29 protein-coding genes are annotated in these 26419 nt (G+C 62.3%); 12 read left to right on the top strand and 17 right to left on the bottom strand.

All coding sequences use genetic code 11. The features are described from left to right. Nucleotides 1-193: 193 nt before the first annotated feature. The 8 genes from D4A92_RS13370 to D4A92_RS13335 form a co-directional block, all read right to left on the bottom strand. Complete coding sequence (locus tag D4A92_RS13370; RefSeq protein ID WP_203013947.1) at nt 194-622, bottom strand: MucR family transcriptional regulator; 429 nt, start codon at nt 620-622, stop codon at nt 194-196. A gap of 406 nt (nt 623-1028) precedes the next feature. Then, entirely contained in the window at nt 1029-1358 is a 330-nt protein-coding gene (mnhG, locus tag D4A92_RS13365; protein WP_203013944.1) for a monovalent cation/H(+) antiporter subunit G, read from the bottom strand. Further along, entirely contained in the window at nt 1355-1762 is a 408-nt protein-coding gene (locus tag D4A92_RS13360; RefSeq protein ID WP_203013939.1) for a cation:proton antiporter, read from the bottom strand. Before D4A92_RS13360 ends, mnhG begins: the two co-directional genes overlap by 4 nt. Then, the gene (locus D4A92_RS13355; RefSeq protein WP_203013936.1) at nt 1762-2235 is read right to left on the bottom strand and encodes a Na+/H+ antiporter subunit E; all 474 of its coding nucleotides are present in this window, start codon (nt 2233-2235) and stop codon (nt 1762-1764) included. The genes D4A92_RS13360 and D4A92_RS13355 overlap by 1 nt, the downstream gene beginning before the upstream one ends. Further along, nucleotides 2232-3812, bottom strand: coding sequence for a Na+/H+ antiporter subunit D (locus tag D4A92_RS13350; protein WP_203013933.1), 1581 nt, complete (start codon nt 3810-3812; stop codon nt 2232-2234). Before D4A92_RS13350 ends, D4A92_RS13355 begins: the two co-directional genes overlap by 4 nt. Nucleotides 3813-3832: 20 nt before the next feature. Beyond that, on the bottom strand, nt 3833-4210 hold the full coding sequence (locus D4A92_RS13345; protein ID WP_203013930.1) for a Na+/H+ antiporter subunit C: 378 nt from the start codon (nt 4208-4210) through the stop codon (nt 3833-3835). Next, the gene (locus D4A92_RS13340) at nt 4210-4629 is read right to left on the bottom strand and encodes a Na+/H+ antiporter subunit B (RefSeq protein ID WP_006727213.1); all 420 of its coding nucleotides are present in this window, start codon (nt 4627-4629) and stop codon (nt 4210-4212) included. The genes D4A92_RS13345 and D4A92_RS13340 overlap by 1 nt, the downstream gene beginning before the upstream one ends. After that, entirely contained in the window at nt 4626-7022 is a 2397-nt protein-coding gene (locus D4A92_RS13335) for a putative monovalent cation/H+ antiporter subunit A (protein WP_203019957.1), read from the bottom strand. Before D4A92_RS13335 ends, D4A92_RS13340 begins: the two co-directional genes overlap by 4 nt. A gap of 303 nt (nt 7023-7325) precedes the next feature. Here D4A92_RS13335 and msrB point away from each other — a divergent pair, with 303 nt between their 5' ends. The 3 genes from msrB (at nt 7326) to D4A92_RS13320 (ending at nt 8545) form a co-directional block, all read left to right on the top strand. Further along, nucleotides 7326-7739, top strand: a complete 414-nt coding sequence (gene msrB, locus D4A92_RS13330; RefSeq protein ID WP_203013927.1) for a peptide-methionine (R)-S-oxide reductase MsrB — start codon at nt 7326-7328, stop codon at nt 7737-7739. A 105-nt stretch (nt 7740-7844) separates the two neighbouring features. Beyond that, entirely contained in the window at nt 7845-7994 is a 150-nt protein-coding gene (locus D4A92_RS13325; RefSeq protein ID WP_203013924.1) for a hypothetical protein, read from the top strand. Nucleotides 7995-8149: 155 nt separating this feature from the next. After that, the gene (locus D4A92_RS13320; protein WP_203013922.1) at nt 8150-8545 is read left to right on the top strand and encodes a hypothetical protein; all 396 of its coding nucleotides are present in this window, start codon (nt 8150-8152) and stop codon (nt 8543-8545) included. A gap of 127 nt (nt 8546-8672) precedes the next feature. On the opposite strand, the gene D4A92_RS13315 is transcribed toward D4A92_RS13320, so the two are convergent. Further along, nucleotides 8673-9245 carry a nucleoside 2-deoxyribosyltransferase gene (locus tag D4A92_RS13315; RefSeq protein WP_203013919.1) on the bottom strand — a complete coding sequence of 191 codons (573 nt, stop codon included), beginning with the start codon at nt 9243-9245 and terminating at the stop codon, nt 8673-8675. A 247-nt stretch (nt 9246-9492) separates the two neighbouring features. Between D4A92_RS13315 and D4A92_RS13310 the strand changes: the two genes are divergently transcribed. Both D4A92_RS13310 and recQ read left to right on the top strand, forming a co-directional pair. After that, a complete protein-coding gene (locus D4A92_RS13310; protein WP_203013916.1) occupies nt 9493-10320 on the top strand; it encodes a class I SAM-dependent methyltransferase in 828 nt (275 codons plus the stop codon). A 131-nt stretch (nt 10321-10451) separates the two neighbouring features. Further along, nucleotides 10452-12308 carry a DNA helicase RecQ gene (gene recQ / locus D4A92_RS13305; RefSeq protein ID WP_203013913.1) on the top strand — a complete coding sequence of 619 codons (1857 nt, stop codon included), beginning with the start codon at nt 10452-10454 and terminating at the stop codon, nt 12306-12308. 170 nt (nt 12309-12478) lie between these two features. On the opposite strand, the gene D4A92_RS13300 is transcribed toward recQ, so the two are convergent. The 3 genes from D4A92_RS13300 to D4A92_RS13290 are packed head-to-tail and all read right to left on the bottom strand — an operon-like array spanning nt 12479 to nt 14323. Next, nucleotides 12479-12904 carry a type II toxin-antitoxin system VapC family toxin gene (locus tag D4A92_RS13300; RefSeq protein ID WP_203013911.1) on the bottom strand — a complete coding sequence of 142 codons (426 nt, stop codon included), beginning with the start codon at nt 12902-12904 and terminating at the stop codon, nt 12479-12481. Further along, complete coding sequence (locus tag D4A92_RS13295; protein WP_203013908.1) at nt 12904-13146, bottom strand: type II toxin-antitoxin system VapB family antitoxin; 243 nt, start codon at nt 13144-13146, stop codon at nt 12904-12906. The genes D4A92_RS13300 and D4A92_RS13295 overlap by 1 nt, the downstream gene beginning before the upstream one ends. A gap of 37 nt (nt 13147-13183) precedes the next feature. Continuing rightward, nucleotides 13184-14323 (bottom strand): helix-turn-helix domain-containing protein, encoded by a 1140-nt coding sequence (locus D4A92_RS13290; RefSeq protein WP_246753943.1) that lies wholly within the window; start codon nt 14321-14323, stop codon nt 13184-13186. Between the two features lie 171 nt (nt 14324-14494). Between D4A92_RS13290 and D4A92_RS13285 the strand changes: the two genes are divergently transcribed. The 3 genes from D4A92_RS13285 to D4A92_RS13275 all read left to right on the top strand — a co-directional run bounded on the left by D4A92_RS13285 (nt 14495) and on the right by D4A92_RS13275 (nt 17618). After that, a complete protein-coding gene (locus D4A92_RS13285) occupies nt 14495-15241 on the top strand; it encodes a hypothetical protein (RefSeq protein WP_203013902.1) in 747 nt (248 codons plus the stop codon). A 481-nt stretch (nt 15242-15722) separates the two neighbouring features. Further along, nucleotides 15723-16760 carry an NADP-dependent oxidoreductase gene (locus D4A92_RS13280; RefSeq protein ID WP_203013900.1) on the top strand — a complete coding sequence of 346 codons (1038 nt, stop codon included), beginning with the start codon at nt 15723-15725 and terminating at the stop codon, nt 16758-16760. 183 nt (nt 16761-16943) lie between these two features. After that, the gene (locus D4A92_RS13275) at nt 16944-17618 is read left to right on the top strand and encodes a type 1 glutamine amidotransferase domain-containing protein (protein ID WP_203013897.1); all 675 of its coding nucleotides are present in this window, start codon (nt 16944-16946) and stop codon (nt 17616-17618) included. A 301-nt stretch (nt 17619-17919) separates the two neighbouring features. Here the strand turns inward: D4A92_RS13275 and D4A92_RS13270 are convergent, their stop codons facing one another. Then, on the bottom strand, nt 17920-18417 hold the full coding sequence (locus D4A92_RS13270; protein WP_006727202.1) for a GNAT family N-acetyltransferase: 498 nt from the start codon (nt 18415-18417) through the stop codon (nt 17920-17922). Nucleotides 18418-18551: 134 nt separating this feature from the next. On the opposite strand from D4A92_RS13270, the gene D4A92_RS13265 reads away from it, so the two are divergent. Continuing rightward, on the top strand, nt 18552-19031 hold the full coding sequence (locus tag D4A92_RS13265) for an ABZJ_00895 family protein (RefSeq protein WP_203013894.1): 480 nt from the start codon (nt 18552-18554) through the stop codon (nt 19029-19031). A 156-nt stretch (nt 19032-19187) separates the two neighbouring features. Here the strand turns inward: D4A92_RS13265 and trhA are convergent, their stop codons facing one another. Beyond that, complete coding sequence (trhA, locus tag D4A92_RS13260; protein WP_006727200.1) at nt 19188-19847, bottom strand: PAQR family membrane homeostasis protein TrhA; 660 nt, start codon at nt 19845-19847, stop codon at nt 19188-19190. 201 nt (nt 19848-20048) lie between these two features. Between trhA and D4A92_RS13255 the strand changes: the two genes are divergently transcribed. The 3 genes from D4A92_RS13255 (at nt 20049) to D4A92_RS13245 (ending at nt 23082) form a co-directional block, all read left to right on the top strand. After that, entirely contained in the window at nt 20049-20432 is a 384-nt protein-coding gene (locus D4A92_RS13255; RefSeq protein ID WP_203013892.1) for an MAPEG family protein, read from the top strand. A gap of 352 nt (nt 20433-20784) precedes the next feature. Beyond that, nucleotides 20785-22596 (top strand): HAMP domain-containing methyl-accepting chemotaxis protein, encoded by a 1812-nt coding sequence (locus D4A92_RS13250; RefSeq protein ID WP_203013889.1) that lies wholly within the window; start codon nt 20785-20787, stop codon nt 22594-22596. 126 nt (nt 22597-22722) lie between these two features. Next, nucleotides 22723-23082, top strand: a complete 360-nt coding sequence (locus tag D4A92_RS13245) for a hypothetical protein (protein WP_203013886.1) — start codon at nt 22723-22725, stop codon at nt 23080-23082. A gap of 73 nt (nt 23083-23155) precedes the next feature. On the opposite strand, the gene D4A92_RS25325 is transcribed toward D4A92_RS13245, so the two are convergent. The 3 genes from D4A92_RS25325 to D4A92_RS13230 all read right to left on the bottom strand — a co-directional run bounded on the left by D4A92_RS25325 (nt 23156) and on the right by D4A92_RS13230 (nt 26245). Further along, nucleotides 23156-23890: a metallophosphoesterase gene (locus D4A92_RS25325; RefSeq protein ID WP_203013883.1), complete on the bottom strand. Its 735-nt coding sequence runs from the start codon at nt 23888-23890 to the stop codon at nt 23156-23158. A gap of 241 nt (nt 23891-24131) precedes the next feature. After that, nucleotides 24132-24917 carry an ATP-binding cassette domain-containing protein gene (locus tag D4A92_RS13235; protein WP_006727196.1) on the bottom strand — a complete coding sequence of 262 codons (786 nt, stop codon included), beginning with the start codon at nt 24915-24917 and terminating at the stop codon, nt 24132-24134. Between the two features lie 14 nt (nt 24918-24931). Next, nucleotides 24932-26245 carry a sugar ABC transporter permease gene (locus D4A92_RS13230; RefSeq protein WP_203013880.1) on the bottom strand — a complete coding sequence of 438 codons (1314 nt, stop codon included), beginning with the start codon at nt 26243-26245 and terminating at the stop codon, nt 24932-24934. Nucleotides 26246-26419: the final 174 nt, after the last annotated feature.

Genomic DNA, 26419 nt, shown 5'->3' with positions numbered 1-26419 from the left:
GCCGGAGAGAATGTGAACCCCATGATTTTAGGGGAATCAGGACCATCTCTCGGTGCCCCGAAAGGTCACTATCAGCGCGGCGAGTGTGGTCGCCGGCAAACGGAGAAGGATCTTTTTCCTATCTATGAACGCAAAAAAGGCCGGTCGCGGGACCGGCCTGATCTTCCTCGCATCGCGAGAAACCAGAAAAGGCTTACTTGGCGCGCTTGCGGCGCTGGCCGAGGCCCATTTCCTTTGCGAGGCGCGAGCGCGCTTCGGCATAGGCCGGGGCAACCATCGGATAGTCGGCCGGCAGGCCCCACTTCTCGCGGTATTCTTCCGGGGTCATGTTGTAATGGGTCATCAGGTGTCGCTTCAGCGACTTGAACTTCTGGCCGTCTTCGAGGCAGATCAGATAATCATCCTCGATCGACTTGCGGATCGGAACCGGCGGCTTCGGCTTTTCGACGACCACGGGGGCCGGAGTCGGCGAAGCGGTGTTGTTCAGGGCCATATGCACATCGGCAATCAGGTTGGTCAGGTCGCTGACCTGGACGACGTGATTGCTGACATAGGCAGAGACGATGTCAGCGGTCAGTTCGACCAGCAACTGCTGGCTTGGACCCTGCTGGGTTTCAGTCATTCAATTCTCCTGTTCAGATTCCGGAGAGGCCGCCGCCCCTGCAGACAATAGTTTTACCGTCTTCCCGATCCAACCGGACGGGGAAGGCTAAGACACCCCCACGAAGATCACCAATTTGCCGGACCGGCCCCAAACCGTCCGGCGTAATGCCACGCAGAATTCAGCGAAGATCAGGTGTTCGACATTGCCAATAGCTGGCAGTTCACTTCGCCTAGTTACCGCGAACGCAACAGATCAGCGCTCTCAAGAGTGAATTAACACCCCTGCTGCAAATGTCCACCTGATATTTCTACTAGATTTGACGGGTATAAAACTTTTCTATTCGCCGATCACGCATTTTGCATTGAGCAAGATAGCTAGGATTTCAATAGAGACGCTTACTCAACCGGGAATATCAGTCGTTTCATTATGACATCATATCGTCACGTACTGATGCGGATGACAGCTTGTAGCCGACCTTGTGAGCCGCGCGGGCAAGCAGATGGGCGGAAATCGGGGCCGTCAGAACAAAGAAGATGATGCCGGCCACGGCACGGCCGAACGTCGCCACATCGCCTGCATGCAGGCCAACGGCGAGCAGCAACAGGCCGGAGCCGACCGTGCCCGCCTTCGAGGCGGAATGCATGCGGGTATAGAGATCCGGCAGGCGATTGAGGCCGATTGCGGCGATCAGGGAGAAGAGCGCGCCGCCGATGGTCAGAACGGCAATGGCGATGGCTGCGAGAAGCGAGATCATTTGGCCTCCTTGCCGAGCGGTGCGGCCGGTTTGCTTGCCTTGACCGGTTTGCCCGACTTTCCCGAACCCGACTTGCCGGTCGGTTTCTTCGACGACGGGCCCGCCTCGACCTGCTCCCCTTCCCCGACATAGCCGCGGGCCAGGATGAAGCGGGCGAAGGCGACGGTCGCGAGGAAGCCGACGAGGCCGAGCGCGATCGCGATATCGATATAGAGCGTATAGCTTGTTCTGAGCGCAATTACGGCGATGAAGCCGATGACGATGCCGACCAGCATGTCGAGGGCGATGACGCGGTCCGGCAGGGTCGGACCGACGACGACGCGGTAGACGGTCATCAACAGGGCGATCACGAGGATGACGATGGCGGCGACGGATGCGTATTCGACGATGAGTTCAGGGGTCATCAGGCAAATGCCTCCATGATCTTCTTCTCGAAGCCCTCGGCGATGTCACGGCGGGCGGCCTCCACGTCGGAGCAGTCAATCGCGTGGATGTAGAGCGTCGAGCGGTCCTCGGAAACGTCAACGGAGAGCGTGCCCGGGGTGAGCGTGATGAGATTGGCGAGCAAGGAGATCTCCCAATCGCTCTTGACGGTCAGCGGATAAGCGAAGATGCCGGGCTTCAGGTCCATCTTCGGCTGGAGCACGAGTGTGGCGACACGCCAGGCGGACTTGGCGAGTTCGACGAGAAAGAGCATCACCAGCGCCAGGACGCGGCGGAAGCGGCTCGTGTAGTCGCGGCCGACGAAACGCTCACGCAGAAGGTAGAGCGTGAGCAGCGAGATGACGAAGCCGAAGATCAGATTGGGGACTGTGAAGCTGCCGGAGACGGTGGCCCAGATCACCGCCATCAGGATGCTGAGTGCATAAAGGCTCATCGGGCAACTCCTTCAGGAAAGACGGAGCGGATATAGGCGGTGGGATCGGAGAGACCGGCGGCCGCCTGCTGCGTGACAACGATCAGGCTGTCCGGGAAGAGGCCGAACCAGACCACGAAAGCGGTCAGGATGACGATCGGCGTCATGCGCCAGCGCAGCGCGCCCGACGATGTGGGGGCAGCCGTTGCCTGCGCACTGCCTTCGACGGCGACCGGGCGCCAGAAGGAGAAGAGGAAGACGCGACCAAAGGCGATCGTCGTCAGGAAACCGGAGACGAGCACGGACGCGGCCAGCCACCAGGCGCCGATATCGATCGAAGCCTTGACCAGAAGCGCCTTCGGCCAGAAGCCGGAGAAAGGCGGAAGGCCGCTTGCGGCGAAGAAGAGCGCAAGGGTGATCGCGGCGAAGGCGGGCGCTGCCGTCCAGAGGCCGGCCACGCGATCGAGGCGGTAGCTGCCGCCGATGCGGCCGATCTCACCGGCGACCAGATAGAGCGCCGTCATCAGGAGGATGGAGTGCAGCGCATAGAAGATCGCAGCACCCACCGCCATGTCGCCGCCGATCGCGACGCCCGCCATCATGTTGCCGATACCGGCAATGACCACGAAGCCGAGGAAGCGGCGGATATCATTCTGGGCGAGCGCGCCGATCGCGCCGAAGATCATGGTCAGAGCCGCGACGATCGCGATGACGAGGCTGAGCGCCTCACGCTCGACGGGGAAGAGCATGACCACGACGCGGAACAGCGCGTAGACACCGACCTTGGTCAGAAGGCCGGCGAACAGCGCCGATACGACGACGCGCGGCGTGTGATAGGAGGCCGGCAGCCAGAAATTCACCGGGAAGGCCGCAGCCTTCATCGAGAAGGCCAGGATGAACAGCGCCGTCAGCGTCATCAGTGGCGCGGTCTCGGCATATTGCGGGACCTTCGTCGCGATGTCGGCCATGTTGAGCGTGCCGAAGATGGCATAGACATAGGACACGCCGATGAGGAAGAGCGTCGTCGCCATCAGGTTGAGGACGGCATACTTCAGCGCACCATCGATCTGCTCGCGCTCGGATCCGAGGATCAGGAGGCCGAAGGAGGAGATCAGCAGAACCTCGAACCAGACATAGAGGTTGAAGATGTCGCCGGTCAGGAAGGCACCGGAGACACCGGCCATCAGCAACATCAAAAGCGGGTAGAAGCCATAGCGGCGGCCACTGTTGTTGATCTCGACATGGGCGTAGAGCGCGCCGCAGAAAGCGACGATGGCCGCGGACAGTGCGAGGAGCGCACCGGCAAGGTCGACGGTGATCGCGATGCCGAAGGGCGGCAGCCAGCGGCCCATCATCATGGTCAGGGGGCCATCGGCCATGACCTTGGCAAGCAGCAATGCATTGTTGAGGACGAGCAGCGCCAGTCCCGTCAGTGCCACCGGCGGATGCCAGTGGGTGCGGTGGCGGATCATCATCAGGATCGCACCGAAGACGATGCAGAGCGCCATGGGCGTGACCGCGAGCCAGTCGGCAGCCGTCATCGGCTCCATGACATAGGCGGCGGCGTAGTCGGCAGGGGTCGTTGTGGGGGCAGCCATGTGGTCCTCGTGTCTCCCGCTCAGTAGCCGCTCGGCGGCAGCGGCTCGTCCATCGGCTCGGCGACACGCATTTCACCCGTGTCGTCGGTGCCGAGGTCCTGATAGGCGCGATAGCTCAACACCAGCAGGAAGCAGAAGAAGGAGAAGGAAATGACGATCGCCGTCAGGATGAGCGCCTGCGGCAGCGGATTGGCGGTACCGGCCGGCAGCACGTCGACGCCACCCGGAATGATCGGCGGGATGGACGGGGTCAGGCGACCGGCGGTGAAGAGCAGCATGTTGACGGCATTGCCGAGCAAGACGAGTCCGAGCAGAATGCGGACGATCTTTCTCGACAGCATCAGATAAACGGCGGCGGCAAAGAAGATACCGACGACGAGCGAGAAGATGACTTCCATCAGCCGTCATCCCTTTCTTCGAGTGCAAGCGCGATCGAGGCGAAGGTGCCGACGACCACAAGATAGACGCCGATGTCGAAGGAAATCACGGTCGCGAGCGGCACTTCGACACCGAAGAGGCTCGGATAGATCCAGACACCGGTCATGAAGGGGTAGCCGAGCGGCGCAGAGATGAGGCCGGACAAGGCGGCGATCAGCAGGCCGAAGCCGGCGATCGACATCGGATGAAAAACCATGGCGCGGCGCACGGCCTGAACGCCGAAAGCGATGCCGTACATCGCAAAGGCAGCAGCGCCGATCAGCCCGCCGATGAAACCACCGCCGGGCTCATTGTGGCCGCGCAGCAGGACGAAGATCGAGAAGACCAGCATCAGCGCCGTCAGGAAGGGTGCGAAGGTGCGGAAGATCAGAGTGTTCATGAGCGCTTGCCACCTTTGGTCTTGCTGGGACGTATCCCCTCGGCGGAGGCGCCGGGCGGCGCCATGGCCGGTGCTGCCGGCGCGCCACCGACCCGGATGCGGATCAAGGCCAGAATGGAAAGGCCAGTGATCATCACGACGGCGATTTCACCCAGCGTATCGACGCCGCGGAAGTCGACGATGATGACGTTCACGACATTGGCGCCGTGGGCAATGATCTTGGAGTGCTCGGCAAAGAAGGCCGAGAGCGAACCATCGAAGGGACCCGATGTCGAGGCTGCCAGCATCAGGCCGAAGCCGAGACCGCAGGCAATTGCCAGCGAACCATCGAACAGGCGCGCTGCCATCGGGCGATGGTCGGAGAGCGAGAGCCTGAGCCGGGTCATGACCAGCGCCAGAATGATGACCGAGAGTGTTTCGACCATGAACTGGGTGAAGGAGAGATCGGGTGCGCCATAGAGGAGGAAGATGACGGCGACCGCAAAGCCCTGGATGCCGAGGCAGACGATGGCGGTCAGGCGATCCTTGGCGGTCAGAACGGCAATCACGCCGATGACCGCGATCACCAGGATTGCCATCTCATGCAGATCGACGTCGCGCGGCAGGACCAGGTCTCGCGGGAGTTCGTTGAAGACGATCGGCGTGACCAGAAGCACGGCCGCGATGAAGACGAAGGAAAGCGTGATGTAGGTCTCAAGCCGTCCGTTCTGGACGAGGCGCGTGACTGACGTGGAGAAACGGACGAGGCCTGCGATGAAGTGGTCGAAGCCGCGATCGGGGCTGATCCCAAGACCCGTGACGAGACGATCGACGGCGGCTCTCAGACGCTCAATCCCGAGATAGAGCACAAGGCCGATCAGGACCGTCAGCACGGAGAGCGCAAGTGCTGCACCGAGCGACGGGATCAGTCCGATGGTCACGGTCTGCGCCTCGCCATCGACGGCGCTTGCCATGGGTGACGAAATGAAACGATGGGCAAGACCGGAGAAGAGCGCGCCGAGAAGCGAGAGTATGGCGAGCGTCAGCGGGCCGATCCAAAGGAGCACAGGACCCTCATGGGCATGTTTCGGCGTCGGGCCTTCCTTGCCGATGAAGGGTTTCAGGCCAACTGCGAAGGCGATGACGAACATCAGCGCATTGCCGATGACGGCAACGGCCGTGAAGAGGATGGCGCGCGGGTCGGATCCGGCCAGCGCATAGTAGATCTCTTCCTTGGCGAGGAAGCCGAAGAGCGGCGGCAGGCCGGCCATGGAAACGCCTGAGAGAATGGCGGCGGTAAAGGTGATCGGCATCAGTTTGCCAAGCCCCCCCAGCCGCGTGATGTCACGGGTGCCGGCTTCATGGTCGATGGCGCCGGCGACCATGAAGAGCGCGCCCTTGAACAGCGAATGGGCGACGAGATAGAGCACCGCCGCTTCGACCGCATGTTCGGTGTCGAAGCCGGTCAGCATGACGAGCAGGCCAAGCGAGGCCACCGTCGTATAAGCGAGCATCAGCTTCAGATCCGTCTGGCGGACGGCGAGCACCGAGCCGACGATCAGCGTGATGCCGCCGAAGAAGGGCAGCAGGATTTCCCAGGCGGGCGTTTCGCCCATGACCGGGTTCAAGCGCATCAAGAGATAGACGCCGGCCTTCACCATGGTGGCCGAATGCAGATAGGCGGAGACCGGGGTCGGCGCTTCCATGGCATTGGGCAGCCAGAAGTGGAACGGGAACTGCGCCGACTTGGTGAAGGCGCCGCCGAGCACGAGCAGGAGCGCCGCGAGATAGAAGGGACTTTCGCGCAGCGCGTCGCCGGTCGAGAGCAGAAGCGACAGCTGGCTGACGCCGGTGATGTTCCAGATGAAGATCATGCCGGCCAAGAGGATCAGGCCACCACCGCCGGTGACGACCAGCGCCTGCAAGGCCGCACGGCGCGAGGCCTCACGCGTGTGATCGAAGCCGATCAGCAGGAAGGAGGTGATCGAGGTCAGCTCCCAGAAGACGAAGAGCATCAGGAAGCTGTCGGAGACGACGAGGCCGAGCATTGCGCCCATGAAGAGCAGGATGAAGCCGATGAAACGGCCCTGCTGCGGATGGCCCTTCATGTAGCCACCGGCATAGAGCACGATCAGCGTGCCGATGCCGGTGATCAGAAGCGCGAAAGTGAGCGACAGGCCATCGATGAACCAGGAGAAGGAGAGGTTCAGGCTCGGCACCCAGGCATAACCGCCGGTTACCCGCTCGCCGTTGGCGATCTCGGGCAAGAAGCCGGCGAAATGGGCAAAGGCGAGCGCCGGCGCCAATGCCAGGACCCAGGCGCCGTTTGCACCGAGACGGGAGACGATCCACGGCGCCAGAACGGCGGCGGCAAACGGCAACAGCATGGCGACCCAAGTCATGTCGCTCGTCATCTCAGGCATTCCATCTCCCCGTGGGCAACGATCAGCGCTCGACCATCAGTCGATACAAGGTGGCACGTGTTAGGACAAGCCAACCTTTGTCTCAAGCGAAAACGGAACTTTGCCCCTTCACGGACGCGTCAACCCACGATTCTGTGAGATTGGAGTGATGCAGTTCAGTTTGTCGTGAGGGCAACGGGGCTCCGATCGAGCAAAGCACCGGGCAGACAATTGCCGCTCAGGCTCTGCCTCCCTATCTATAGAGCAACACCTGCGAGGCTTCGCCCTGCCCCGCCTCTGGCCAAGGAGATCATCATGACCGCTTCCACGACCGCCCCGAAGATCGTCAAGTCGGATGCCGAATGGCGCGACCAGCTGACGCCGGAGCAATACCGGATCCTGCGCGAACACGGCACCGAGCGCGCCTTTACCGGGCCTTACTGGGACAATTTCGAAAAGGGCCTCTACCGTTGTGCGGCCTGCGACGAGCCGCTCTTCGTCTCCGACACCAAGTTCGACGCAGGCTGCGGCTGGCCGAGCTATTTCGAGCCGGTGAAGGCGGATGCCGTGACCGAACACCGTGACACCGCCTTCGGCATGGTGCGCACGGAAATCCGCTGCGCCAATTGCGGCGGTCATCTGGGACATGTCTTTCCCGACGGCCCTAAGCCGACGGGGCTGCGCTACTGCATCAACGGCCATTCCATGGTGTTCACGCCGATCGAGTGATGGGCAAGACCAGCGCCGGAAGACGCGCCTGGCCGAACGGCCGGGCGGCTTCCAGTCCGGCAGAGCCGCTTTCGCGCGGCCGAAAATAGCCCGAGCGAGACCTGCTTGAAGACAAAGATCATCCTCCTTCTCGGCGTCGCTGCCGTCGCCACGGTCATCGGCTTTACGGCCGTCAGGTTCGCCGGAGGCGAAGCTGAGGCGACGGCATCGCTGCCGCGCAAACACTGCCCCGTGATCGGTTGCGCCTTGCCGTAACTGTCCGCCACATCGGCCGACAGACCGACTGGCGCACGACGCTGCCTTTCTTGGCTGTGGAAATCCCAGGCCTAAAGCTCCAGTTGCAATTTTTGCATTTGACCGGCAAACGCGTTGATGGAACCCCAATCCAGTTAACAACCTGGGGGTCTATCATGCATATCAAACTCGCGACCGTTCTCGGTCTCGCCGCCATGCTTTCATCCTGCGCCAGCAAGCCGCAGGACATCGAAGCGGCCTATGTCTCGCCGATGCTCTATGAAAGCCTGTCCTGCGACCGACTGCGCGAAGAGGCAACCGCCGTTTCGGCCCGCGCCATTGCTGCAAGTGGCGTGCAGCAGAAGAAGGCCGACAATGATGCTGTCGCCGTCGGGGTCGGCCTCGTCCTCTTCTGGCCGGCACTGTTCTTCGCCAAGGGCGATGGCGCCTCGGCGGCGGAGGTTGCGCGACTGAAGGGCGAGATGAAGGCGATCGAGGGCGCGTCGATCAAGAACAACTGCGGCATCCGGTTTGAAGACCCGACCGCGAAGCCGGCAGCCAAGAAAGCCTGACGCGGGCAACCACCCTCCCCGCATCGGGGAGGGTCGGCTCTGCAGCCTTGTGCCCTTTGGACATGACCTGGAAGTGGATGCGGCGACTGTTTGCAGGACCTCAGCCTGCCCGGGCAAATACTTGATTTCAGACTCTTTCTGACAGCGCCTTCAGGCACTGCTCGAAGGCCGTGAGATCCGTATAGAGCCGCGCCGGATCGGCGGCATGGACGGCCACCGGGCCGCCGCGGCGCACGACGCCGCCATGCAGCATCAGGTTTTCGATCATGTCGAAATCTTCAAGCGAGTGACCATCCGGCCCGCGCATGCGGCCTTCGGCGTCCCGGCTCAGTTGGCCGTCATACCAGGCGAGTGTGCGCTGGTAGTGGGTCTCTGCGACATTGGTGTAGCAGGCGACGATCTTGCCGGCGCCGCACATATAGCCGAGCTCGAAGACGGTTCCGGGATCGGCGGCGATGCCGCGGAAGGGGGTCAGGTTGGCGATCACGCCATCCGCCCGGTTCATGAAGCTCTCGTCGATCTCCGAAATATTGAGCCCGAACTGACGTTTTGTCGGTGCCGGCGGAATGGTGAGGTCGCCGGGGCAGATCGGTTCGAAGCCGTAGGCGCGCGTCATTGCAGCCTTTTCGTCCAGCACGGCGCGGGCATTGGGGAGGAAGACTTCGGGGCCGGCGAGATAGAGTTTCAAAGGAAAGTGCATAGGAGACTGACAACCTTGGGGCGTGGCGGGAGGAACCTCATGAGGATCAGGCCTTATCGTTGGACGCAAGTGTATCCAGGCCTTGTTCACAGGTGATCGTGAATCCGAACGTCAACCCATCGGACGCGAGGCTCACACAAGGATAAGGCGAAATAGTCATTGCGATTTCGTGCGCAAACCCTGCACCCATTTGCTCATCGCCGCTGGGAAAGCCGCTTGGCACGCAAGTCTTACCCTGGAGAGGCACATGAGCAATTACAGCGACCATATCGATGAGACTGTCCTGAAGACCTGGTTTTCCGCCAAGACCATCGCGGATCCGCAACTCACCCGGTTCATCAACACCAACCATCTGCCACGGATCAAGCCGTCCTTTAAGGATGTCTGCAACAGGCTGTTCGGATGTGACAATCCCTATCACGCCTACAAGCCGGAACTGCTTCCGGCACCGATGCCCTACAAGGCCCATATAGGAGAAAAGACTCTCGGCGCGATCGAGGCGCAGCTCGGCCGCAAGCCGACGTTCGGCATCGAAGTCGGAAGTTTCATCGGCAGCAGCGCATCGATCATCGGTGCGTGGATGCGTGAGCACGGCGGAGCGCTGATGTGCGTCGATACCTGGTGCGGCGATATCAACATGTGGCTGCTCGGCAACTTCGCCGGCACGATGCGCAAGATGGACGGTGACCCCGTTATCTTCAAGTATTTCATGAATGCGATGTTCAACAGCGGCCTGACAGAGACGGTCATCCCCTTCCGCGTATCATCGATCGTTGCCGCCCGGGCGCTGAAAGTGCTGAATTACGAGATTGACTTCGTCTATCTCGATTCGGCGCATGAGTGCGGCGAGACCTTCATGGAATTGTCGCTCTATTACGACCTGCTGCCGCCGGGTGGTATCATCATCGGCGATGACTACATGATGTTCCCGGCCGTCAAGCATGACGTCGATCTGTTTTGCAAGGTGAATGACATCCAGCTGTTCTTTACGGGCGAGCGGGATACCTGGCTGATTCAGAAACCTGTGGCCGCCGACAACGTCCTACATCTGCCGGTGGCAAACGAAGTCGCCTGAGCCTTGATCCGTATTGCCGCTCCGGGGTTCCTCGCGGGGCGGCAAGACTCTTGGGATGCGGTCGGCAAAGGCTGCGTATCGAACTGCTTTGCCATGGCCATCCCCCGGCCTCTCGGCTAAACCCTCTGATCATGCCGACTCAGTCCCTCACCGATCCGCTCTTCTCGCACCCTGCCCTGGACGGTCCGCTTTCCGTCCTGAAGCGTGTCTATGGCTATTCCGCGTTTCGCGGGCGCCAGGCGGAGGTGGTTTCGCATGTCGTGTCCGGCGGCGATGCCGTGGTGCTGTTTCCGACGGGGGCGGGAAAATCGCTCTGTTTCCAGGTGCCCGCGCTCTGCCGGCCAGGCGTCGGCGTGGTCGTTTCGCCGCTGATTGCCCTGATGCGCGACCAAGTTGAGGCGTTGAAAGGCCTCGGCGTCAGGGCGGCGGCGCTCAACTCGACGCTCAGCCGCGAGGAATATGTCGAGATCCGCCGGGCGCTCGATCGCGGCGAGCTCGACTTTCTCTATGTGACACCGGAGCGGACGGCGACCCCAGGCTTCATCGAGATGATGCAAGGTGTGGAGATCGCGCTCTTTGCCATCGACGAGGCCCATTGCGTTTCTCAATGGGGGCATGATTTCCGGCCGGAATATCGCGAGCTCGGCAAGCTTGCCGATCTCTTCCCCGGCGTGCCGCGGCTGGCGCTGACGGCAACCGCCGATCCGCATACGCGGGAAGACATCATTGCAAGGCTGCGGCTGGACGATGCACAAGTCTTCACCACCTCCTTCGACCGCCCGAACATTGCCTATGAGATCGTCGAGCGTGACCAGCCGCGCCAGCAGCTTTTGCGCTTCCTGTCGCGCCACAAGGGATCGAGCGGTATCGTCTACTGCCTGTCGCGCGCCAAGGTCGAGGAGATCGCCAGCTGGCTGGACGACCAGGGGATAAGGGCGCTGCCCTATCATGCCGGCATGGACCGGGCGATTCGAGACGCCAACCAGGACGCTTTTCTCAAAGAGGAAGACCTCTGCCTGGTCGCCACGGTTGCCTTCGGGATGGGCATCGACAAGCCGAATGTGCGTTACGTCGCGCATCTCGACCTGCCGGGCTCGGTAGAGGCCTATTATCAGGAGACGGGCCGCGCGGGGCGTGACGGTCTGCCGTCCGAAGTCTGGATGGCCTATGGCATGGCCGATGTCATCCAGCGCGGACGGATGATCGACGAGGGCGGAGCTGCCGACGACATCAAGCGGGTGGAGCGCGCCAAGCTCAATGCGCTCTTGGCCATCTGCGAAACGCCCGGCTGCCGGCGCCAGGCAATTCTCAAGCATTTCGGCGAGAGCCATGCGGGCCAATGCGGCAATTGCGACACCTGTCTGAAGCCAGTCGAGACCTGGGACGGCGCCGAGGCCGCGATCAAGGCGCTGGCCGCCATCTACCGCACCGGAGAGCGCTTCGGCACCGGGCATCTGATCGACGTGCTCATGGGCAACGAAAACGACAAGACGATCCGTTTCGGTCATACGGACATGCCGGTCTTCGGGGCGGGCAAGGATTTACCCGCAAAGACCTGGCAATCGGTCTATCGCCAGCTGCTTGCCGCCGGATACATTCGCGTCGATCACACGGCTTACGGTGCGCTGACGCTGGAGGAAAGCGCACGCGCCGTCTTCAAGCGCGAGGTCGATGTGCGCTTCCGCAAGGACCGGCCGACGACGGGCAAGGCAGCGCGCGGCCAGTCCTCGCGCACGGCACAGGCAAAGGCCGGGCTCGATCAGGCGGATCAGGAACTGTTCGAGGCCCTGCGCGCCAAGCGCATGGAGCTCGCCCGCGAGCAATCCGTACCGCCATACGTCATCTTCCCCGACACGACGCTGGTTGCACTCGCCACTGAACGGCCGATGGACGAGGACGAGATGCTGTCGATTTCCGGCATCGGGCAATCGAAGCTGGAGCGTTACGGCGACGCCTTTATCGAGGTGATCACGGCCTATTCGCGGTGATGGATCACCCTCCCCTCGAGGGGGAGGGTCGGAGCGCAGCTCCGGGGTGGAGTGACGTGGAGACGTCAGCGCTTATCGACAAGATCGAACTCGAGGCCATGGTCACCCCCACCCGCCGCTTCGCGGCGACCTCCCCTCTCAAGGGGGAGGTGGAGAGCGGCGGTGCGTGCCTACCAGCCGATATCCGTATGAAGGAAATCGTCGCCCTTGTAGGCGACCCTTGTCTGGCTTGCTGTCGCGCAGGCGTGAGCGAAGCAGTCGCCCATGTTGAGGCGGGCTGCATGGTTCACGATCTTGCCGAACCGCTGGGCGGCATCCAGAGCGTAATTGGCAACGTCGTCCGCAATGGGAACATCACGGGCCTCCAGATCGGTAATGAACTGGTCGACAAGTCGCCTGGCCGTGGCGACCATGTCGGCGGTCGCAGGATTGCCCGGACCCGCCAGTCGGCGCGCGACAGATAGGCTCGTCTCGAGTTTCATGACTGCTGAAACATAAAACGGCCCGCCTTCTTTCTCCAATCGATCCATCAGCGCATCGGCATCATCCTCCCGGGTGATGATCGCGACGGCGACGGAGGCGTCGATGAAGATCATCAGTCTTCTTCGCCCCACATCTCGTCGGATTCCCGCTTGTGATCACCGGGATGGAAGGGGCCGGCTGCGTCGGCCATGGCAAGTGTGGTGGCAAGGCGATCTCGGATCGACAGCTTCGCCTTCCGGTTTGCAATGGCGTCCTTCAGCGCATCCCTGACCGCCTCCACCTTGGTCGTCCGGGTGAGGCCGATCAATTCGTTGGTGAGTTGGTCCACCTCGGGATCCTTGATGTAGAGCGGCATGGCAGCATATCCCTTCAAGGATCTGAGTATATCCTCGCTAGCAGGTCTTTGCCAGTCCAGGGTTTTGTGCGCGTCGCCAGTCGCTTGGGCTTTCGCCGGTCACACGCAGGAATTCGCGGTTGAAGTTGGATTTAGTCATGAAGCCCGCCTCGAAGAGGATGCGGGTGACGGGCATGTCGGTGTCGTTAAGCAGGCGGCAGGCCTCTGATATGCGGTGGTTGTTGACGTAATGCGAAACGCTGATGGCGTGGACGCGGTTGACCGCTTCCGAGACAGCGCGGGCGGGCAGGCCGAGGCGGCGCGCGAGGCGGGCGAGGTTGAGATCCGGGTCCGCCCAGAGGCGTTTCTCCCGCATCAGGTCATCAAGCGCGGTTGCGATCTGGCGGTGATCTTCCGTCGCGGCCTTCGCCGGTGTGGGAGAGGCAAGGACTGGGGCCGAGGTGTTCGCCGCATCCATGAGCGGGGCCGACGGCCGGTCGCGGCCGGACATGGCGCGAGGCTCAAGAGCGCTCGTCCGATCGGCAGCCGCATCAGCCCCCTCGCCCGCCTCTTCCTGGCCGGCGGTGACGGCGCCGATGCCGAGGAGGAGCAGTATGAGCGTTGTGGCGGCCGAGACGACCATGGGCGAATAGCGGCCGCCGGACCAGAGCATGTCGAGACTGATCGCGACATCCGTCAGGGCCGAGGCAATCAGGGCAATGCCGGTCAGCATCAGTGCGCGGAAGGAACGCAGCGAGCCATCGAGGCGGGCGGCGATGAGCCCATCAGGACCAAGGCGGGCGAGCCAGAGCAGCGACAGACCATAACCGAGGAAGTTTGCGATGATGACGAGATCGACCGGCGCCCGGCCGACCATCAGCAGAACTAGCGTCGCCAGCATCGGGAGAAGATGCGGCCAGTCGGCGGCCGAGAGCCCCGGTTCTTCACGGGTCAGATCGCGGAAGGCGAGGAAGGAGAGCGCCGGCACGAGGCTTGCCATGACCGGCAAGGCCGGCAGCACGGCCATCACCCCATATCCCCAGCGCAACCCGACCAGCAAGCTCTGGACAACGTAAAGCGCCAGCAGCGCAAGGAAGAGGCCGTTGCGGCGCCAGCTTTCGCGGCCTTCACCGAGCAGGCGGACGAGGAAGACGGCAAGGAACAGGGCGACGAGAAAGGAGAGCGGGACGAGCAGCATGCGGATGTTTCGATCATGGAGGCCAGGTGAGACTGCTCCGACCATGACCGAAAGCGCGATCCCGGTCGACCCGGATCGCGATCGAGGTCGCGGATGACAGGTTTCTCGACGGAGATGAAGGCATCGAAACCGGCCGCCTTAAACGGACGTGCCAAATCAGGAGTGCCCTTCATGCGCAAACGAACCATCCTTCTTTCCATCCTCGGCGGCATCATCGGCCTCGCTATCATCGACGGCAGCGTGCAGATGATCCGGGCCAGCGACGCGCTGTCCGGTCCGATCGATCTCACCGGCGTGACGCAGCTTTCGGTGACCGGGGCTTCGAGCGACATCTCCATTTCCACCGGGGGCGACGGCGCGCGGGAAGCTGTTCTCTCAGGCACACGGCATGGCTGGGGCGCGATCTGGCGGTCCGGCTGGTTTGCCGGCGACTGCATGGGTGAGGCTCAGATGCGGCGCGAGGGTGACACGCTTTATGTCGACATGGGCGATCGGGGCGGTTTCTTCGGCTGGAACGATTGGGACGACTGCACGCTGTCTCTGACGGCCACCCTGCCGCCGCAGACCCGGATCTCGATCCGCCAGGATGCAGCGCGCATGCGGCTTGCCGGTGACTTCGGCGCCATCACCATCAACAGCGATGCCGGGGACTTCGCCTTGACTGGCCATGCGGCCTCCGTCGCCGTGTCGGGCGCAGCCTTGCGGGCACGGCTTGCCTTCGAGCGGGTGATGAACACCGAGGAGATCCGCATTTCCGGCAAGATGCTGGATGCGACCGTGATGTTCCTCGTGCCGACGCCGATTTCTTACGGCGTCGAGGCCGTCGCCTCGTTCGTCGATAGCGCCTTGCCGAACACGCCCGGCGCCAGGCCCGAGATCCGCATTCGCGGCGAGATGGCGCGGGTGCGGATCGAGTGAGGCGGCGCGGGCACCGCCGTGCTCGGAGCGGAGGCCGACTGAGGGGGTGGGCGGACCCGTGATCGACTGCCTTGCGCTTCGCGCTCCCTTATCCCCCCCTTTCACCCTACCTTCTCCCCGCTGGGGAGAAGAGGAAGATCGCGGCTTCACCACCCTCCCCTTGAGGGGGAAGGTCGGAGCGCAGCTCCGGGGTGGGGTGATGGGGCAAGGCATCGGCTCTGCCCAGTGCATCCAACCCGCCGGACGTTTTCACCCCCACCCGCCGCTTTCGCGGCGACCTCCCCCCTCAAGGGGGAGGCGAGGAGCGCTGCCCCTGCCTACTGCCATGACCGCGACAGGATGTCATGGAACAACGCCATCCGGGTGCCGTTGTCATGGCTCATGGCCGTCGCCTTCGCGCCAAGGCGCGATCGACGATCGAACGGACATCGTGCTCATGGCCCGGCCGAGACGGACAGGCCTTGCAAGACAGGAGATTTCCATGCCGCAATCGACCGATACCAACCGCCGCTTCGTGCTGGCTGAACGCCCGAAAGGCGAACCCAATGATCAGACACTGCGGCTCGAGACCGTCGACATTCCCGAACCGAAAGACGGCCAGATGCTGTTGCGCACCGTCTTCCTTTCGCTCGACCCTTACATGCGCGGGCGGATGAGCGATGCGCCCTCCTATGCGGCGCCGGTCGAGATCGGCCAGACCATGGTCGGTGGTACCGTGTCGCGCGTGGTCTCATCCAAGCTCGAAGGGTTCAAGGAAGGCGACTGGGTCGTCGGCTTCACCGGATGGCAGGACTATGCGCTTTCCGACGGCCGAGGCGTGACGCCGCTTGGCGCCAATCCCAGCCATCCGTCCTGGGCGCTCGGCGTGACCGGCATGCCCGGCTTTACCGCCTGGTCGGGCCTCAAGCAGATCGGCAAGCCCAAGGCCGGCGAGACGCTTGTCGTAGCCGGCGCGACTGGCCCTGTCGGCTCGACCGTCGGGCAGATCGGCAAAATCCTCGGGCTGAAGGTCGTCGGCATTGCCGGTGGGCCGGAGAAGTGCGCCCATGCCACCGACACGCTCGGCTTCGACGCCTGCATCGACTACAAGGCCGACGGCTTTGCAAATGCGCTGAAGCAGGCGGTGCCCGACGGTATCGACATCTATTTCGAGAATGTCGGCGGCGAGGTGTTCGATGCGGTCGCGCCACTTCTCAACACGGCTGCGCGCATCCCGCTTTGCGGCCTGATTGCGCAGTATAACGCGACGTCGCTTCCCGACGGGCCGGACCGCTTGGGCTGGCTGATGGGGCTCTTCCTGAAGAAGCGCGTCACCGTGCGCGGCTTCATCGTTTTCGACGACTTCGGCCATCTTTATCCGGAATTTTCGAAGGAGATGGCCGGCTGGGTCGAGGCCGGCAAAATCAAATACCGCGAAGAGATGATCGACGGGCTGGAACAGGCGCCGAGCGCCTTTATCGGTCTGCTGCGTGGCGAGGCCTTCGGCAAGCGGGTGATCCGCGTCGGGCCGGATGATTGACCCCGCGCAACTGATCCTTCGAGGCCCTCGCTTTTGCGAGGGCACCTCAGGATGAGGGGCGTCTGTCGCCTGAAATACCAAGATCTCCCCTCACCCTGAGGTGTCCGGCGCAGCCGGACCTCGAAGGGCGAGGCCTTCGAAGCAAACATGAATGCTCCCAAGACAACACAAAGGAAAACACCGATGAAAATCCTCATGGTTCTCACCTCGCATGACCAGCTCGGCGATACCGGCAAGAAGACCGGCTTCTGGCTCGAAGAATTCGCCGCCCCCTATTACGTGATGAAGGATGACGGCGCCGAGATCACGCTCGCCTCGCCGAAGGGCGGCCAGCCGCCGCTCGATCCGAAGAGCGACGAGCCGGATGCCCAGACCGAATCGACCGATCGGTTCAAGGCGGACCAGACGGCGCAGCAGCTGCTGGCCTCGACCACGCCGCTGTCGCATATCGATCCCGCCGATTTCGACGCGGTCTTTTATCCGGGTGGCCACGGCCCGCTCTGGGATCTGGCCGAAGACCGGGACAGCATCGCGCTGATCGAGGCCTTCGCTGCGAAGGATCGCCCGATCGGTGTTGTCTGCCATGCACCGGGCGTTCTGCGCCACGTCAAGGGCACGGATGGCGAAGCGCTGGTCAAGGGCCGCAAGGTGACGGGCTTCACCAATTCGGAAGAAGAGGCCGTTGGCCTGACGGACGTCGTGCCCTTTCTGGTCGAGGACATGCTGCAGGAGCGCGGCGGTCTCTATGAAAAGGGCGCCGACTGGGGCGTCTATGTGGTGACCGACGGCAAGCTTGTCACCGGCCAGAACCCGGCCTCGTCGGAAGAGGCGGCGAAGAAGCTACTGAAGCTGCTGTAAGGCAACTTCCCTCCCCTTGAGGAGAAGTGGGTGCTTCGGGCTCTCCTCATCCTGAGGTGCCTGCGCCAGCAGGCCTCGAAGGATCGAGGCCCCGACGCCCCCATCCGCCCTCGTCCTTCTGATATCGCTTCGCTCCCACCTCAGGATGAGGGCTGAGCGTCTGCGCGAAGATTACACCCTCCCCTTGAGGGGGAGGGTCGGAGCGGAGCTCCGGGGTGGGGTGAACTTCGGTCTGGCCTCGGTGCTATCCCCCCCACCCGCCGCTTTGCGGCGACCTCCCCCTCGAGGGAGAGGTGACCCCTCAGCCCAGCTTCAGCTCCATCATCGTCAGATCCAGCCAGCGGCCGAATTTCTGGCCGACTTCGTGGTGGGTGCCGACAAGGCGGAAGCCGAGGGAGGTGTGGAGCGCGATCGAGCCCGTGTTCCCGGCTTCGATGGCGGCGACCATGACGTGGATGCCGCCCGTCTTCGCGCGCTCGATCAGCGCCGTCATCAGCGACTTGCCAAGCCCCTGGCCGTAATGATCCTTCTCGACATAGACGGAATGTTCGACCGAGGCGCGGAAGCCATCGAAGGGGCGCCAGTCACCATAGGAGGCATAGCCCGCGATCGTTCCGTCGATGTCGGCAACCAGGATAGGGAAGCCTCTCGTCTGGCGGAGATCGAACCAGGCGCGACGGTTGTCGAGATCAACCAGCGTTTCGTTCCAGATCGCGGTGGTCTCGGCGACGGCGTGATTGTAGATGGCGAGGATGGCGGGAAGATCGGCTGGCGTTGCGTCGCGGAGAATGAGGGGCATGATGCGGCTTCTGCAATTTCTGGCGGAAAAACCGCCATGCGGGATCGAGGTGTGACGGGCGATACTTCGCCGCATCGACACATCAGGCAACAAGGGTGCAAAGGCAAGACCATTACAGACGGAAAACAGATTTCATGACCTCCATGCTTCCCGGCCTCCTCACCCGCTATGTGCTCGTCTTTGTCGCCGCACAGCTGTTCATCTATCTTCTCGTGCTGGTGCTCGACAATTTCGGCTGGGGCGACAGCCTGTCTTCGGCCGGCAATGTCGCCGTGCTGATGGCCGCCGGCTCGTCTGCCGGCACCTTCGTCGCGCAGCGGCTGAAGGCCCGGCCGAGCTGGGGTTTGAGCCTCAAGCTTTCGGCTCTGCTCGCCGTCTTCGCGGTGCTGATCGGCTCGCTGATCCTTCTTGCCATCATCTGGGTGAACGGGATCACCGGCGCCGAACTGCAGCTTCTTGCCGCGCAGATGGGCATGACGCCGCGCATGGCGACACTGGTTCTGGCGGCGGTGTCGCTGGCGCTCAGTTTTCCGATGACGCTTGCAGGCTTTCGCATCGGTGCCGGCCAGGTGGCCAAGCAGATCGAAAAGCAGGCGAAGATGACGGGGATCTGAGGGGCTTAGGCGTTAGGCCGTCATGCTCGGCCTTGTGCCGAGCATCCATTGCCGTTGCAACGGGTGTGACGAGAGCGGAAGCGTCGAGACCGGGGCCGGCCTCGGTAGATCCTCGGGACAAGCCCGAGGATGACGGTCGGGAAAGGTTGAGGCCCCTTAGCCCAGGCTGATGGCCGTGAAGACTGCCGAATAGTGGACGATGGCGGCCGTCACGACGAAGGCGTGCCAGATGGCGTTCTGGAAGCGTAGACGTTCCCAGACATGGAAGACGACGCCGGCGGAATAGATGCAGCCGCCGACGATGATCAGCGTCAGGGTCACGCCGGGAATGATCTCAGAGATCGGGCCCATGGCGAGCGCACCGCTCCAGCCCATGCCGAGATAGAGCAGGATGGCGAGACGGTCATAGCGGCCGGGAAAGCGGAACTTCAGCCAGATGCCGGTGAACGCCGTGATCCAGATGCCGATGAGGAGCGCCAGGATCATCGGGCGATCTGCGCCCTGGACGAGGAAGGGCGTGTAGGTCGAGGCGATCAGGATGAAGATCGCCGAATGGTCGAAGCGGCGCAGGATCCATTTCACGCGGGAATGCGGCCACATGTTGTAGGTGAAGGAGACGCCGAGCGAGATGATCAGGCCCAGCCCGTAGATCCAGCTGGCGGCAATATTGGCATAGTCGGAATAGACGGTGGCGTAGAAGATCAGCGCGGTCGCGCCGACCAGCGCAAAGACCACGCCGATGCCATGGATGATCCCGTCGGCGACCAGCTCATGCAGGTCGTAGGCGCGGCCAAACTTGAAAGGATCGGAAGTCATCGGGTCTCTTCGTTTCTCGGCATGAAGACGGATCGGCGGGTGGCCGAAGCAATGCGGCAATGATGGCGGAAAAGCCTGCAGACGACAAGCCGAAGGACCATCACGAACCTGTCGACCCGGTAATCTTGCTTGCTTGCCTTCTCACCCCACGCCGCCTACCAATCAATGGTTACCAATGCCTTTTCACGCTTCGGATAGACAATGCGTTTTACCATTCTCGCGACCTTTGCCGCCCTCCTCACCTATTGCTGGTTCCTGCTCAAGGTTGGCCAGGCGCGCCGAAAATTCGGCGTCGAGGCGCCGAAGACGACCGGCAATGCCGATTTCGAGCGGATCTTCCGGGTGCAGCAGAACACAGTGGAGCAGCTGGTGCTGTTTCTGCCGTCGCTGTGGATCTTCGGTTTCTACGTCTCCGACATCCTGGCCGGACTGCTCGGCCTTGGCTGGACGGCAGCACGGGCGCTCTACGCCGCCGAATACTACGCCGATGCCAAAACGCGCGGACCGGGGGCGGCCCTGACCTTCCTGATCGGGATCGTGCTCCTGGTCGGCGGGACGATCGGGGCGTTGGTCAAGGGGGCGTGAGGGTTGGGTCGGCTAGCCCGACATAATTCCCTGGCTACAGATGATGCATGTGCCGATCATAGGCGCCCGGTCATGCACGCAAGGGCGCCGCGATAAACCCGGCATTGTTCTGAATTTGCGCAAATACTTACGCTCATTGTGCATTTGAGCACAGGGTTTAGCAAAGCGTAAACAGATCACTCCTAGATTTTGTAGAGATCGGCATTCGCGCACGCCTTGGCTTTCGTTGCGCAGGCCGAAATGCACGCTGCCCATGACAGGGGCCACAGCAAGATCAGGGCTGTGGCCGTGACCCGTAATGCGATGACCTGCGCCGTTGTGAATTCAAACCTTACAGGCTTCTGAGGAAATCATGAGCATCCGAGTGAAATTGCTGGCCTGCATCTCCCTTCTGACCACCGTCATCGTTGTAATTTCCGCCTTCTCCTTCTTTGCGATGAACGAGCAATCGAAGCTCGCCAACTCAATTGTGGCTGATCGCGTCGTTCCGATGGAGCAACTCAAGGTGATTGCCGATGCCTATGCAGTCGAGATTGTCGATGCCGTGCACAAGGTGCGGTCCGGCGCTTTCAGCGTCGAGCAGGGGCAGCAAAGCGTCGATGCCGCAATGGGCAAGATCGAAAGCAAATGGGCGGAATACATCGCTACCTACCTGACGCCTGAGGAGAAGGCCATTGCCGACGAGTTTCTCATAGTGCGGCAGGAAGCTGATGCAGGCGTGAAGGAGTTGCAGGCACTGCTTGTGGCCAAGGACATGCAGGGACTGGCCAGCTTCGCCGACCAGAAGCTCTACCCGACGATCGATCCGCTCGGCACCGAGATATCCCGGCTGATCGACTTGCAGATCCGCGTGGCAAAGGAGAATCTGGCGACCGGCAATGCGCTGAAGTCCATGCTGACGACGCTGATGGTGGCGCTGTCTGTGATGGCGGCCGGCGTTGCGGCATTCTCGATCTGGACCGTCACGGCCGGCGTCATCCGCCCGGTCAGTTCGATCACTGCGGCCATGGACCGGCTGGCGCATGGCGATCTCGACGTGGCCATCTACGGCGAAGGCCGTCGCGACGAGATCGGCGTGATGGCCTCGACTGTTGCCGTCTTCCGCGACAATGCCCGCGAACGGGTTCGGCTGGAGAAGGAGGCCGAAGACAACCGGACCCTGTCCGAACAGCAGCGGCAAGAACGGGAGCGACTGGCCGCGAAAGATGCAGCTGAAGTCCGCTTTGCGGTCGATAGTATCGGCCATGCTCTGGGAGAATTGTCGAAGGGCCGCCTGACCTACCGGATCAGCGAGACCTTCGCCGAGCGACTGGATGCCTTGCGAACCGATTTCAACAGCGCTGTGGCCACACTGGAAGATGCGATGCGCCGGGTGGGCGAGAATGCGCAGGCGATCGCCGCCGGCTCTCGACAGATCCATTCGGCTGCCGACGATCTGGCCCAACGCACAGGGCGACAGGCTGCCTCTGTCGAAGAGACAGCCGCAGCGCTCGAGCAGATCAGCACCACCGTTGCCAGTAACAGTCTCAGGGCGCGCGAAGCCGGACAGCAGGTAGAAGATACACGCCATGCGGCCGAAACCTCCGGCGCGATCGTCGAGCGTGCCGTCACCGCCATGCAGGCAATCGAGCATTCGTCGAAGGAAATCACCAGTATTGTCGGCGTGATCGACGAGATCGCCTTCCAGACCAATCTTCTGGCGTTGAACGCGGGCGTGGAGGCCGCGCGGGCGGGCGAAAGTGGCAAAGGCTTCGCCGTCGTCGCCCAGGAGGTGCGCGAACTGGCGCAACGCTCTGCCAGCGCGGCCAAGGATATTCGCGGGCTGATCGGCAAATCCGGCGAGCAGGTGAAGAGCGGCGTGACGCTGGTGATGGACACCGGTCAGGCTCTGGAACAGATCGTCTCGCAGTTCCAGGCCGTCAGCATGAATGTCAAGGCGATCGTCGATGGAGCAAACGAACAGGCAAGCGGTCTGAAGGAAATCAACACAGCCGTGGCCATCATGGACCAAGGCACCCAACAGAATGCCGCCATGGTCGAGGAATCGACTGCCGCCAGCCATTCCCTGGCCAGGGAGGCCGAAGCGCTGTTCCAGCTGATTGGGAAGTTCGAGATCGGCGGGCAGAGCCGTCCGGGCGAGCCGGGCATGCGCCGGGCGGCGTGAGGCGGCGGGAGATCCGAATGCAACAAAGGCCGACGATTTCTTTTGTCCAAGGGGCAAGGAAAGTCATCGTCCGCGTTTGGCCCGAAGCGGCCTTGCGGCCTCGGTTGCCACAAGTATAGTCCGATCATGTCCAACGCTATAATCCCTGTTTATCAGTTCCGAAGCGACGAATTCTCCCGGTCGCCTGACACTGTTGTGGCCGTAGCGCCAATGGAGGCAGTTATTTCAGTCTACGGCTCCGGCGGCCTTATCGGTGAAGGCGGACTCTCGGATGCGTTCGGTGGTGCGGCTATTTACAAGAACGGTAAAACTGGGATGTGCTTTTTTGGTATCTGGGGCGCGCGCAACGCAGCAAAATTCAAAGCCGACTTAGAGACAAAGCTCAATATCGAAGTGGTCAAGGAGACGCCACCAGCACGGCTCAGCCACTGGGGCAAGTCGAAGTCGAGGCCCAAGTCAACAGGTCTTGCTGGTACACGTTCCTGAAGTTGAATGCTCTGTAGCGTATGACCGCTTTTGGCGCTTTTGCGCCATGACGGCCGTTGGCCCAACCGGCCGTTCAGACGCCGACATGACTGCTGATCAATCCATCGGATGAGAACCGATGAACCATAATCATGGGCGGATCATTCACGGCAGGAGCAGTAGGGCCTCCGAACCAAAGTGGGTTTGCGGCGCAGATCGAGCCGCAAATGTGGGTAGGTATCGCCGCGAGAGTCGCGCTCATAGGTCGGTGTACGTGGCCGGACGAGATTGCCAGTGGTCTAACGGAGCGCTGGGTCAACAGTGCACTGAGCTCCTCTCGTCCCTGCGCGATCACCGCGTCTATCGGTGGAATCCCGCATGGCACGACGTGGTGGTGCGTGAAGATGAGTGTTGATTGTGCTCCGGGGAGATATAGAGCTTGGTTCAGCCAGTCCAGATGGCGAGCTACGTCACCGGCCGCCGATCCATATAGGGTAGTGTCCAACCCTACCAACCGAATTGCGCCGAACTCGGCTCTGAAATGAATAGCTTCCCTGCTATCGACCTGACCGTGACGATTCATGAATGCCGAGCTAAGCGCACGCCGATTGTCTGAATTTCCTGGAACCACCAAAACAGGACAATTTAGCTCGTTAAGGCGCCCCCCGACTTCAGCATATCCCTCTGTCCACCCCTCATCGATAAGGTCTCCCGACAGCACAACAGCATCAGGCTTGACTTCGGCAAGCCATGACACTGCACGAGCGAGACGTGACAAATTATCGTTGCCCGGCGCTGCGTGAATATCGGAAATCTGCGCGACGATCATTTTGCACCTCGCAAACTCGCTGTCCCACTGTAGGGCCGAATACCTGTCGGCGGAAGACGCCGTCGAGCCTAGCGATAATTCTCGCTCCGATTGAAACACGGCGTTAGCGTCAGGTCAGAGTATGACTGCTCTTGGCGCGAGGCGGAAGCCTCCAGCCAGCCCCCTTCCCCATCCAGAACCACGGTCAAAAATGAAAAGGGGGCCGAGGCCCCCTTAAGTATGTGCGAAGCGTTGCAGCGGCTCACGCCACCTGCATGGCGCCCGGTCCGGGCACAGCGCCGGGAGGGCACTTGCCGAGGATGATCATGCCGAGGACTTCGTCCTTGGTGACATCCTCGGTGCGGGCATGGCCGACCACACGGCCGTTCTTCATGACGAAGACGCGGTCGGCGAGGTCGAAGACGTCGTGGATGTCGTGGCTGATCAGGAAGATGCCGATGCCGTCCTTCTTCAGCTGCTGGATGAGATCGCCGACCTGGGCGGTTTCCTGCGGGCCCAAGGCGGCCGTCGGTTCGTCCATGATCAGGATCTGGGCGTCGAAGAGGATCGCGCGAGCGATCGCCACCGACTGGCGCTGACCGCCGGACAGTGCCTTCACCGGCTCCTTGAAGCGCTGGAAGTTGGGGTTGAGGCGCCCCATGACTTCGCGGGCTTTGGCTTCCATCGCGACATCGTCGAGCGTGCCCCAGGCGGTGCGCAGCTCGCGGCCGAGATAGAGATTGGCGGCGGCATCGACGTTATCGGCGACGGCGAGCGTCTGATAGATCGTTTCGATGCCGTACTTCTTGGCGTCGCGCGGATTGTTGATGTCGGCGAACTCGCCGCGGACCAGGATATCGCCGTTGTCGCGCTTGTAGGCGCCGGAGAGGATCTTAATCAGGGTCGACTTGCCGGCACCGTTATGGCCGAGCAGGGCCACGACTTCGCCCGGGAAGAGGTCGATCGAGGCGTCGTCGACGGCGTGAATGCCGCCGAAGGAAATGGAAACGTTGCGCATTTCCACGAGGGGGGTGCGATTTTCAGACATGAGTTCAACTCCCCTTACTTCGCACGCGAGCGGTAGACGGTGTCGAGCCAGACCGCGACGACGAGCACGATACCGATGACGATGCTCTGGAGCGGTGTGTCGAGACCGAGCAGAACCATGCCCGAGTTCAGTGATTGCATGACGATGGCGCCGAGCATGGCGCCGGCGATGGTGCCGACACCGCCGGCAAGCGAGGTGCCACCGATGACGGCAGCCGCGATGGTATAGAGCTCGTCGAGCGTGCCCTGGGCATTGGTCGCGGCATTCAGGCGGGCCGTCGAGATGGCGGCGGCGATGGCGCAGAGCGCACCCATCAGCGCGAACAGCTTGACGATGACCCACTTCACCTTGATGCCGGCGAGTTCGGCAGCTTCCGGGTTACCGCCGATCGCAAAGACATAGCGGCCAAAGCGCGTGCGGTTGGTAATGAAGGCCATGACCATGGCGATGCCGATGGCGATCAGAACCGGAACGGCGATGCCGAGACCAATCTGCAGGCCACCTTCCGGCCAGGCAATGCCATTGGCTTCGGCATAACGACGGGCGAGGTTGACCGGCATGTAGTAGCTGTTGGCGACCCACACGGCACCGAGAACCGCGATGCAGCCGGAGATGACGAGGAAATACTCGGCCCAGACCGGACGCAGCGGGAAGCCGAAGCGACGACGCTGACGGCGGGTGTTGAGGATGGTGAGCACAATCATCAGGCAGGCGACGAGGCCGACGACCCAGCTTGCGGTCACGCCGATCGAACCATCGGCACCACCGCCCATCAGGCGATAGGTGGTATCCATGGGTGCCACGGTCGCACCAGACGTGACCATCCAGGCTGCACCGCGCCAGACGAGCAGGCCGCCGAGCGTGACGATGAAGGCGGGTACGCCGAGGAAGGCGATGATTGCGCCATGCAGCGCACCGATCGCCGTGCCGACGAGGATGCCGGCGCCAAGCGCGATGATCCACATCATCGGATGTTCGAAGCCGATGATCGGCGGCAGGATGCGGGCCTGCAGCACCGCCATGATCATGCCGACGAAACCGAGGATAGAGCCGACGGACAAGTCGATGTTGCGGGTGACGATGACCAGCACCATGCCCGTCGCCATGACCGAAACGGAGGCCGCCTGGACCGAGAGGTTCCAGAGGTTACGCGGGGTCAGGAACAGGCCGTTCGACAGGATGTCGAAGCCGACCCAGATGAACCCGAGGGCGATGACCATGCCGAGCAGGCGCGTATCGATTTCGGTGGCTTGAAAGAAGCGCTTGAGCGCTGAAACATTGGATGCCCGGGCACCATGCGCGGGTGTGGCAAGGCTGTGATCCGCCATACGAAAAATTCTCCCCAGTCGTTTGTCGGCTTGCGAAGGGCCGCGCCTTGCGCGGACTTGCGGGCATTGGACCCGCCATGCGGATCGAGGCATCTGACGTTCTTCGGCGGCTGTTGCTGAGGTCTGCGGTGGCCCCTTAAAGCCAGCCGATACCTTGCTGCCGCGATGCTCTCG

This window comes from Rhizobium rosettiformans (genome assembly GCF_016806065.1).
Taxonomy (GTDB): Bacteria; Pseudomonadota; Alphaproteobacteria; order Rhizobiales; family Rhizobiaceae; genus Allorhizobium.
Note: the sequence above shows the minus strand (reverse complement) of the source record. Positions and strands in the feature narration are given on the sequence as shown.

What these genes read in the sequence shown, in the direction of transcription:
- D4A92_RS13320 (WP_203013922.1), top strand. Translation starts at nt 8,150, where the DNA reads ATGCATATCAAACTCGCGACCGTTCTCGGTCTCGCCGCCATGCTTTCA.
- D4A92_RS13300 (WP_203013911.1), bottom strand. Translation starts at nt 12,904, where the DNA reads ATGATCTTCATCGACGCCTCCGTCGCCGTCGCGATCATCACCCGGGAG.
- D4A92_RS13245 (WP_203013886.1), top strand. Translation starts at nt 22,723, where the DNA reads ATGTCCAACGCTATAATCCCTGTTTATCAGTTCCGAAGCGACGAATTC.
- D4A92_RS13270 (WP_006727202.1), bottom strand. Translation starts at nt 18,417, where the DNA reads ATGCCCCTCATTCTCCGCGACGCAACGCCAGCCGATCTTCCCGCCATC.
- D4A92_RS25325 (WP_203013883.1), bottom strand. Translation starts at nt 23,890, where the DNA reads ATGATCGTCGCGCAGATTTCCGATATTCACGCAGCGCCGGGCAACGAT.
- D4A92_RS13355 (WP_203013936.1), bottom strand. Translation starts at nt 2,235, where the DNA reads ATGAGCCTTTATGCACTCAGCATCCTGATGGCGGTGATCTGGGCCACC.
- mnhG (WP_203013944.1), bottom strand. Translation starts at nt 1,358, where the DNA reads ATGATCTCGCTTCTCGCAGCCATCGCCATTGCCGTTCTGACCATCGGC.
- D4A92_RS13340 (WP_006727213.1), bottom strand. Translation starts at nt 4,629, where the DNA reads ATGAACACTCTGATCTTCCGCACCTTCGCACCCTTCCTGACGGCGCTG.
- D4A92_RS13350 (WP_203013933.1), bottom strand. Translation starts at nt 3,812, where the DNA reads ATGGCTGCCCCCACAACGACCCCTGCCGACTACGCCGCCGCCTATGTC.
- D4A92_RS13310 (WP_203013916.1), top strand. Translation starts at nt 9,493, where the DNA reads ATGAGCAATTACAGCGACCATATCGATGAGACTGTCCTGAAGACCTGG.
- D4A92_RS13235 (WP_006727196.1), bottom strand. Translation starts at nt 24,917, where the DNA reads ATGTCTGAAAATCGCACCCCCCTCGTGGAAATGCGCAACGTTTCCATT.
- trhA (WP_006727200.1), bottom strand. Translation starts at nt 19,847, where the DNA reads ATGACTTCCGATCCTTTCAAGTTTGGCCGCGCCTACGACCTGCATGAG.
- D4A92_RS13255 (WP_203013892.1), top strand. Translation starts at nt 20,049, where the DNA reads ATGCGTTTTACCATTCTCGCGACCTTTGCCGCCCTCCTCACCTATTGC.
- D4A92_RS13290 (WP_246753943.1), bottom strand. Translation starts at nt 14,323, where the DNA reads ATGCTGCTCGTCCCGCTCTCCTTTCTCGTCGCCCTGTTCCTTGCCGTC.
- D4A92_RS13265 (WP_203013894.1), top strand. Translation starts at nt 18,552, where the DNA reads ATGACCTCCATGCTTCCCGGCCTCCTCACCCGCTATGTGCTCGTCTTT.
- D4A92_RS13335 (WP_203019957.1), bottom strand. Translation starts at nt 7,022, where the DNA reads ATGACGAGCGACATGACTTGGGTCGCCATGCTGTTGCCGTTTGCCGCC.
- D4A92_RS13285 (WP_203013902.1), top strand. Translation starts at nt 14,495, where the DNA reads ATGCGCAAACGAACCATCCTTCTTTCCATCCTCGGCGGCATCATCGGC.
- D4A92_RS13370 (WP_203013947.1), bottom strand. Translation starts at nt 622, where the DNA reads ATGACTGAAACCCAGCAGGGTCCAAGCCAGCAGTTGCTGGTCGAACTG.
- msrB (WP_203013927.1), top strand. Translation starts at nt 7,326, where the DNA reads ATGACCGCTTCCACGACCGCCCCGAAGATCGTCAAGTCGGATGCCGAA.
- D4A92_RS13360 (WP_203013939.1), bottom strand. Translation starts at nt 1,762, where the DNA reads ATGACCCCTGAACTCATCGTCGAATACGCATCCGTCGCCGCCATCGTC.
- D4A92_RS13345 (WP_203013930.1), bottom strand. Translation starts at nt 4,210, where the DNA reads ATGGAAGTCATCTTCTCGCTCGTCGTCGGTATCTTCTTTGCCGCCGCC.
- D4A92_RS13315 (WP_203013919.1), bottom strand. Translation starts at nt 9,245, where the DNA reads ATGCACTTTCCTTTGAAACTCTATCTCGCCGGCCCCGAAGTCTTCCTC.
- D4A92_RS13250 (WP_203013889.1), top strand. Translation starts at nt 20,785, where the DNA reads ATGAGCATCCGAGTGAAATTGCTGGCCTGCATCTCCCTTCTGACCACC.
- D4A92_RS13230 (WP_203013880.1), bottom strand. Translation starts at nt 26,245, where the DNA reads ATGGCGGATCACAGCCTTGCCACACCCGCGCATGGTGCCCGGGCATCC.
- D4A92_RS13280 (WP_203013900.1), top strand. Translation starts at nt 15,723, where the DNA reads ATGCCGCAATCGACCGATACCAACCGCCGCTTCGTGCTGGCTGAACGC.
- recQ (WP_203013913.1), top strand. Translation starts at nt 10,452, where the DNA reads ATGCCGACTCAGTCCCTCACCGATCCGCTCTTCTCGCACCCTGCCCTG.
- D4A92_RS13295 (WP_203013908.1), bottom strand. Translation starts at nt 13,146, where the DNA reads ATGCCGCTCTACATCAAGGATCCCGAGGTGGACCAACTCACCAACGAA.
- D4A92_RS13275 (WP_203013897.1), top strand. Translation starts at nt 16,944, where the DNA reads ATGAAAATCCTCATGGTTCTCACCTCGCATGACCAGCTCGGCGATACC.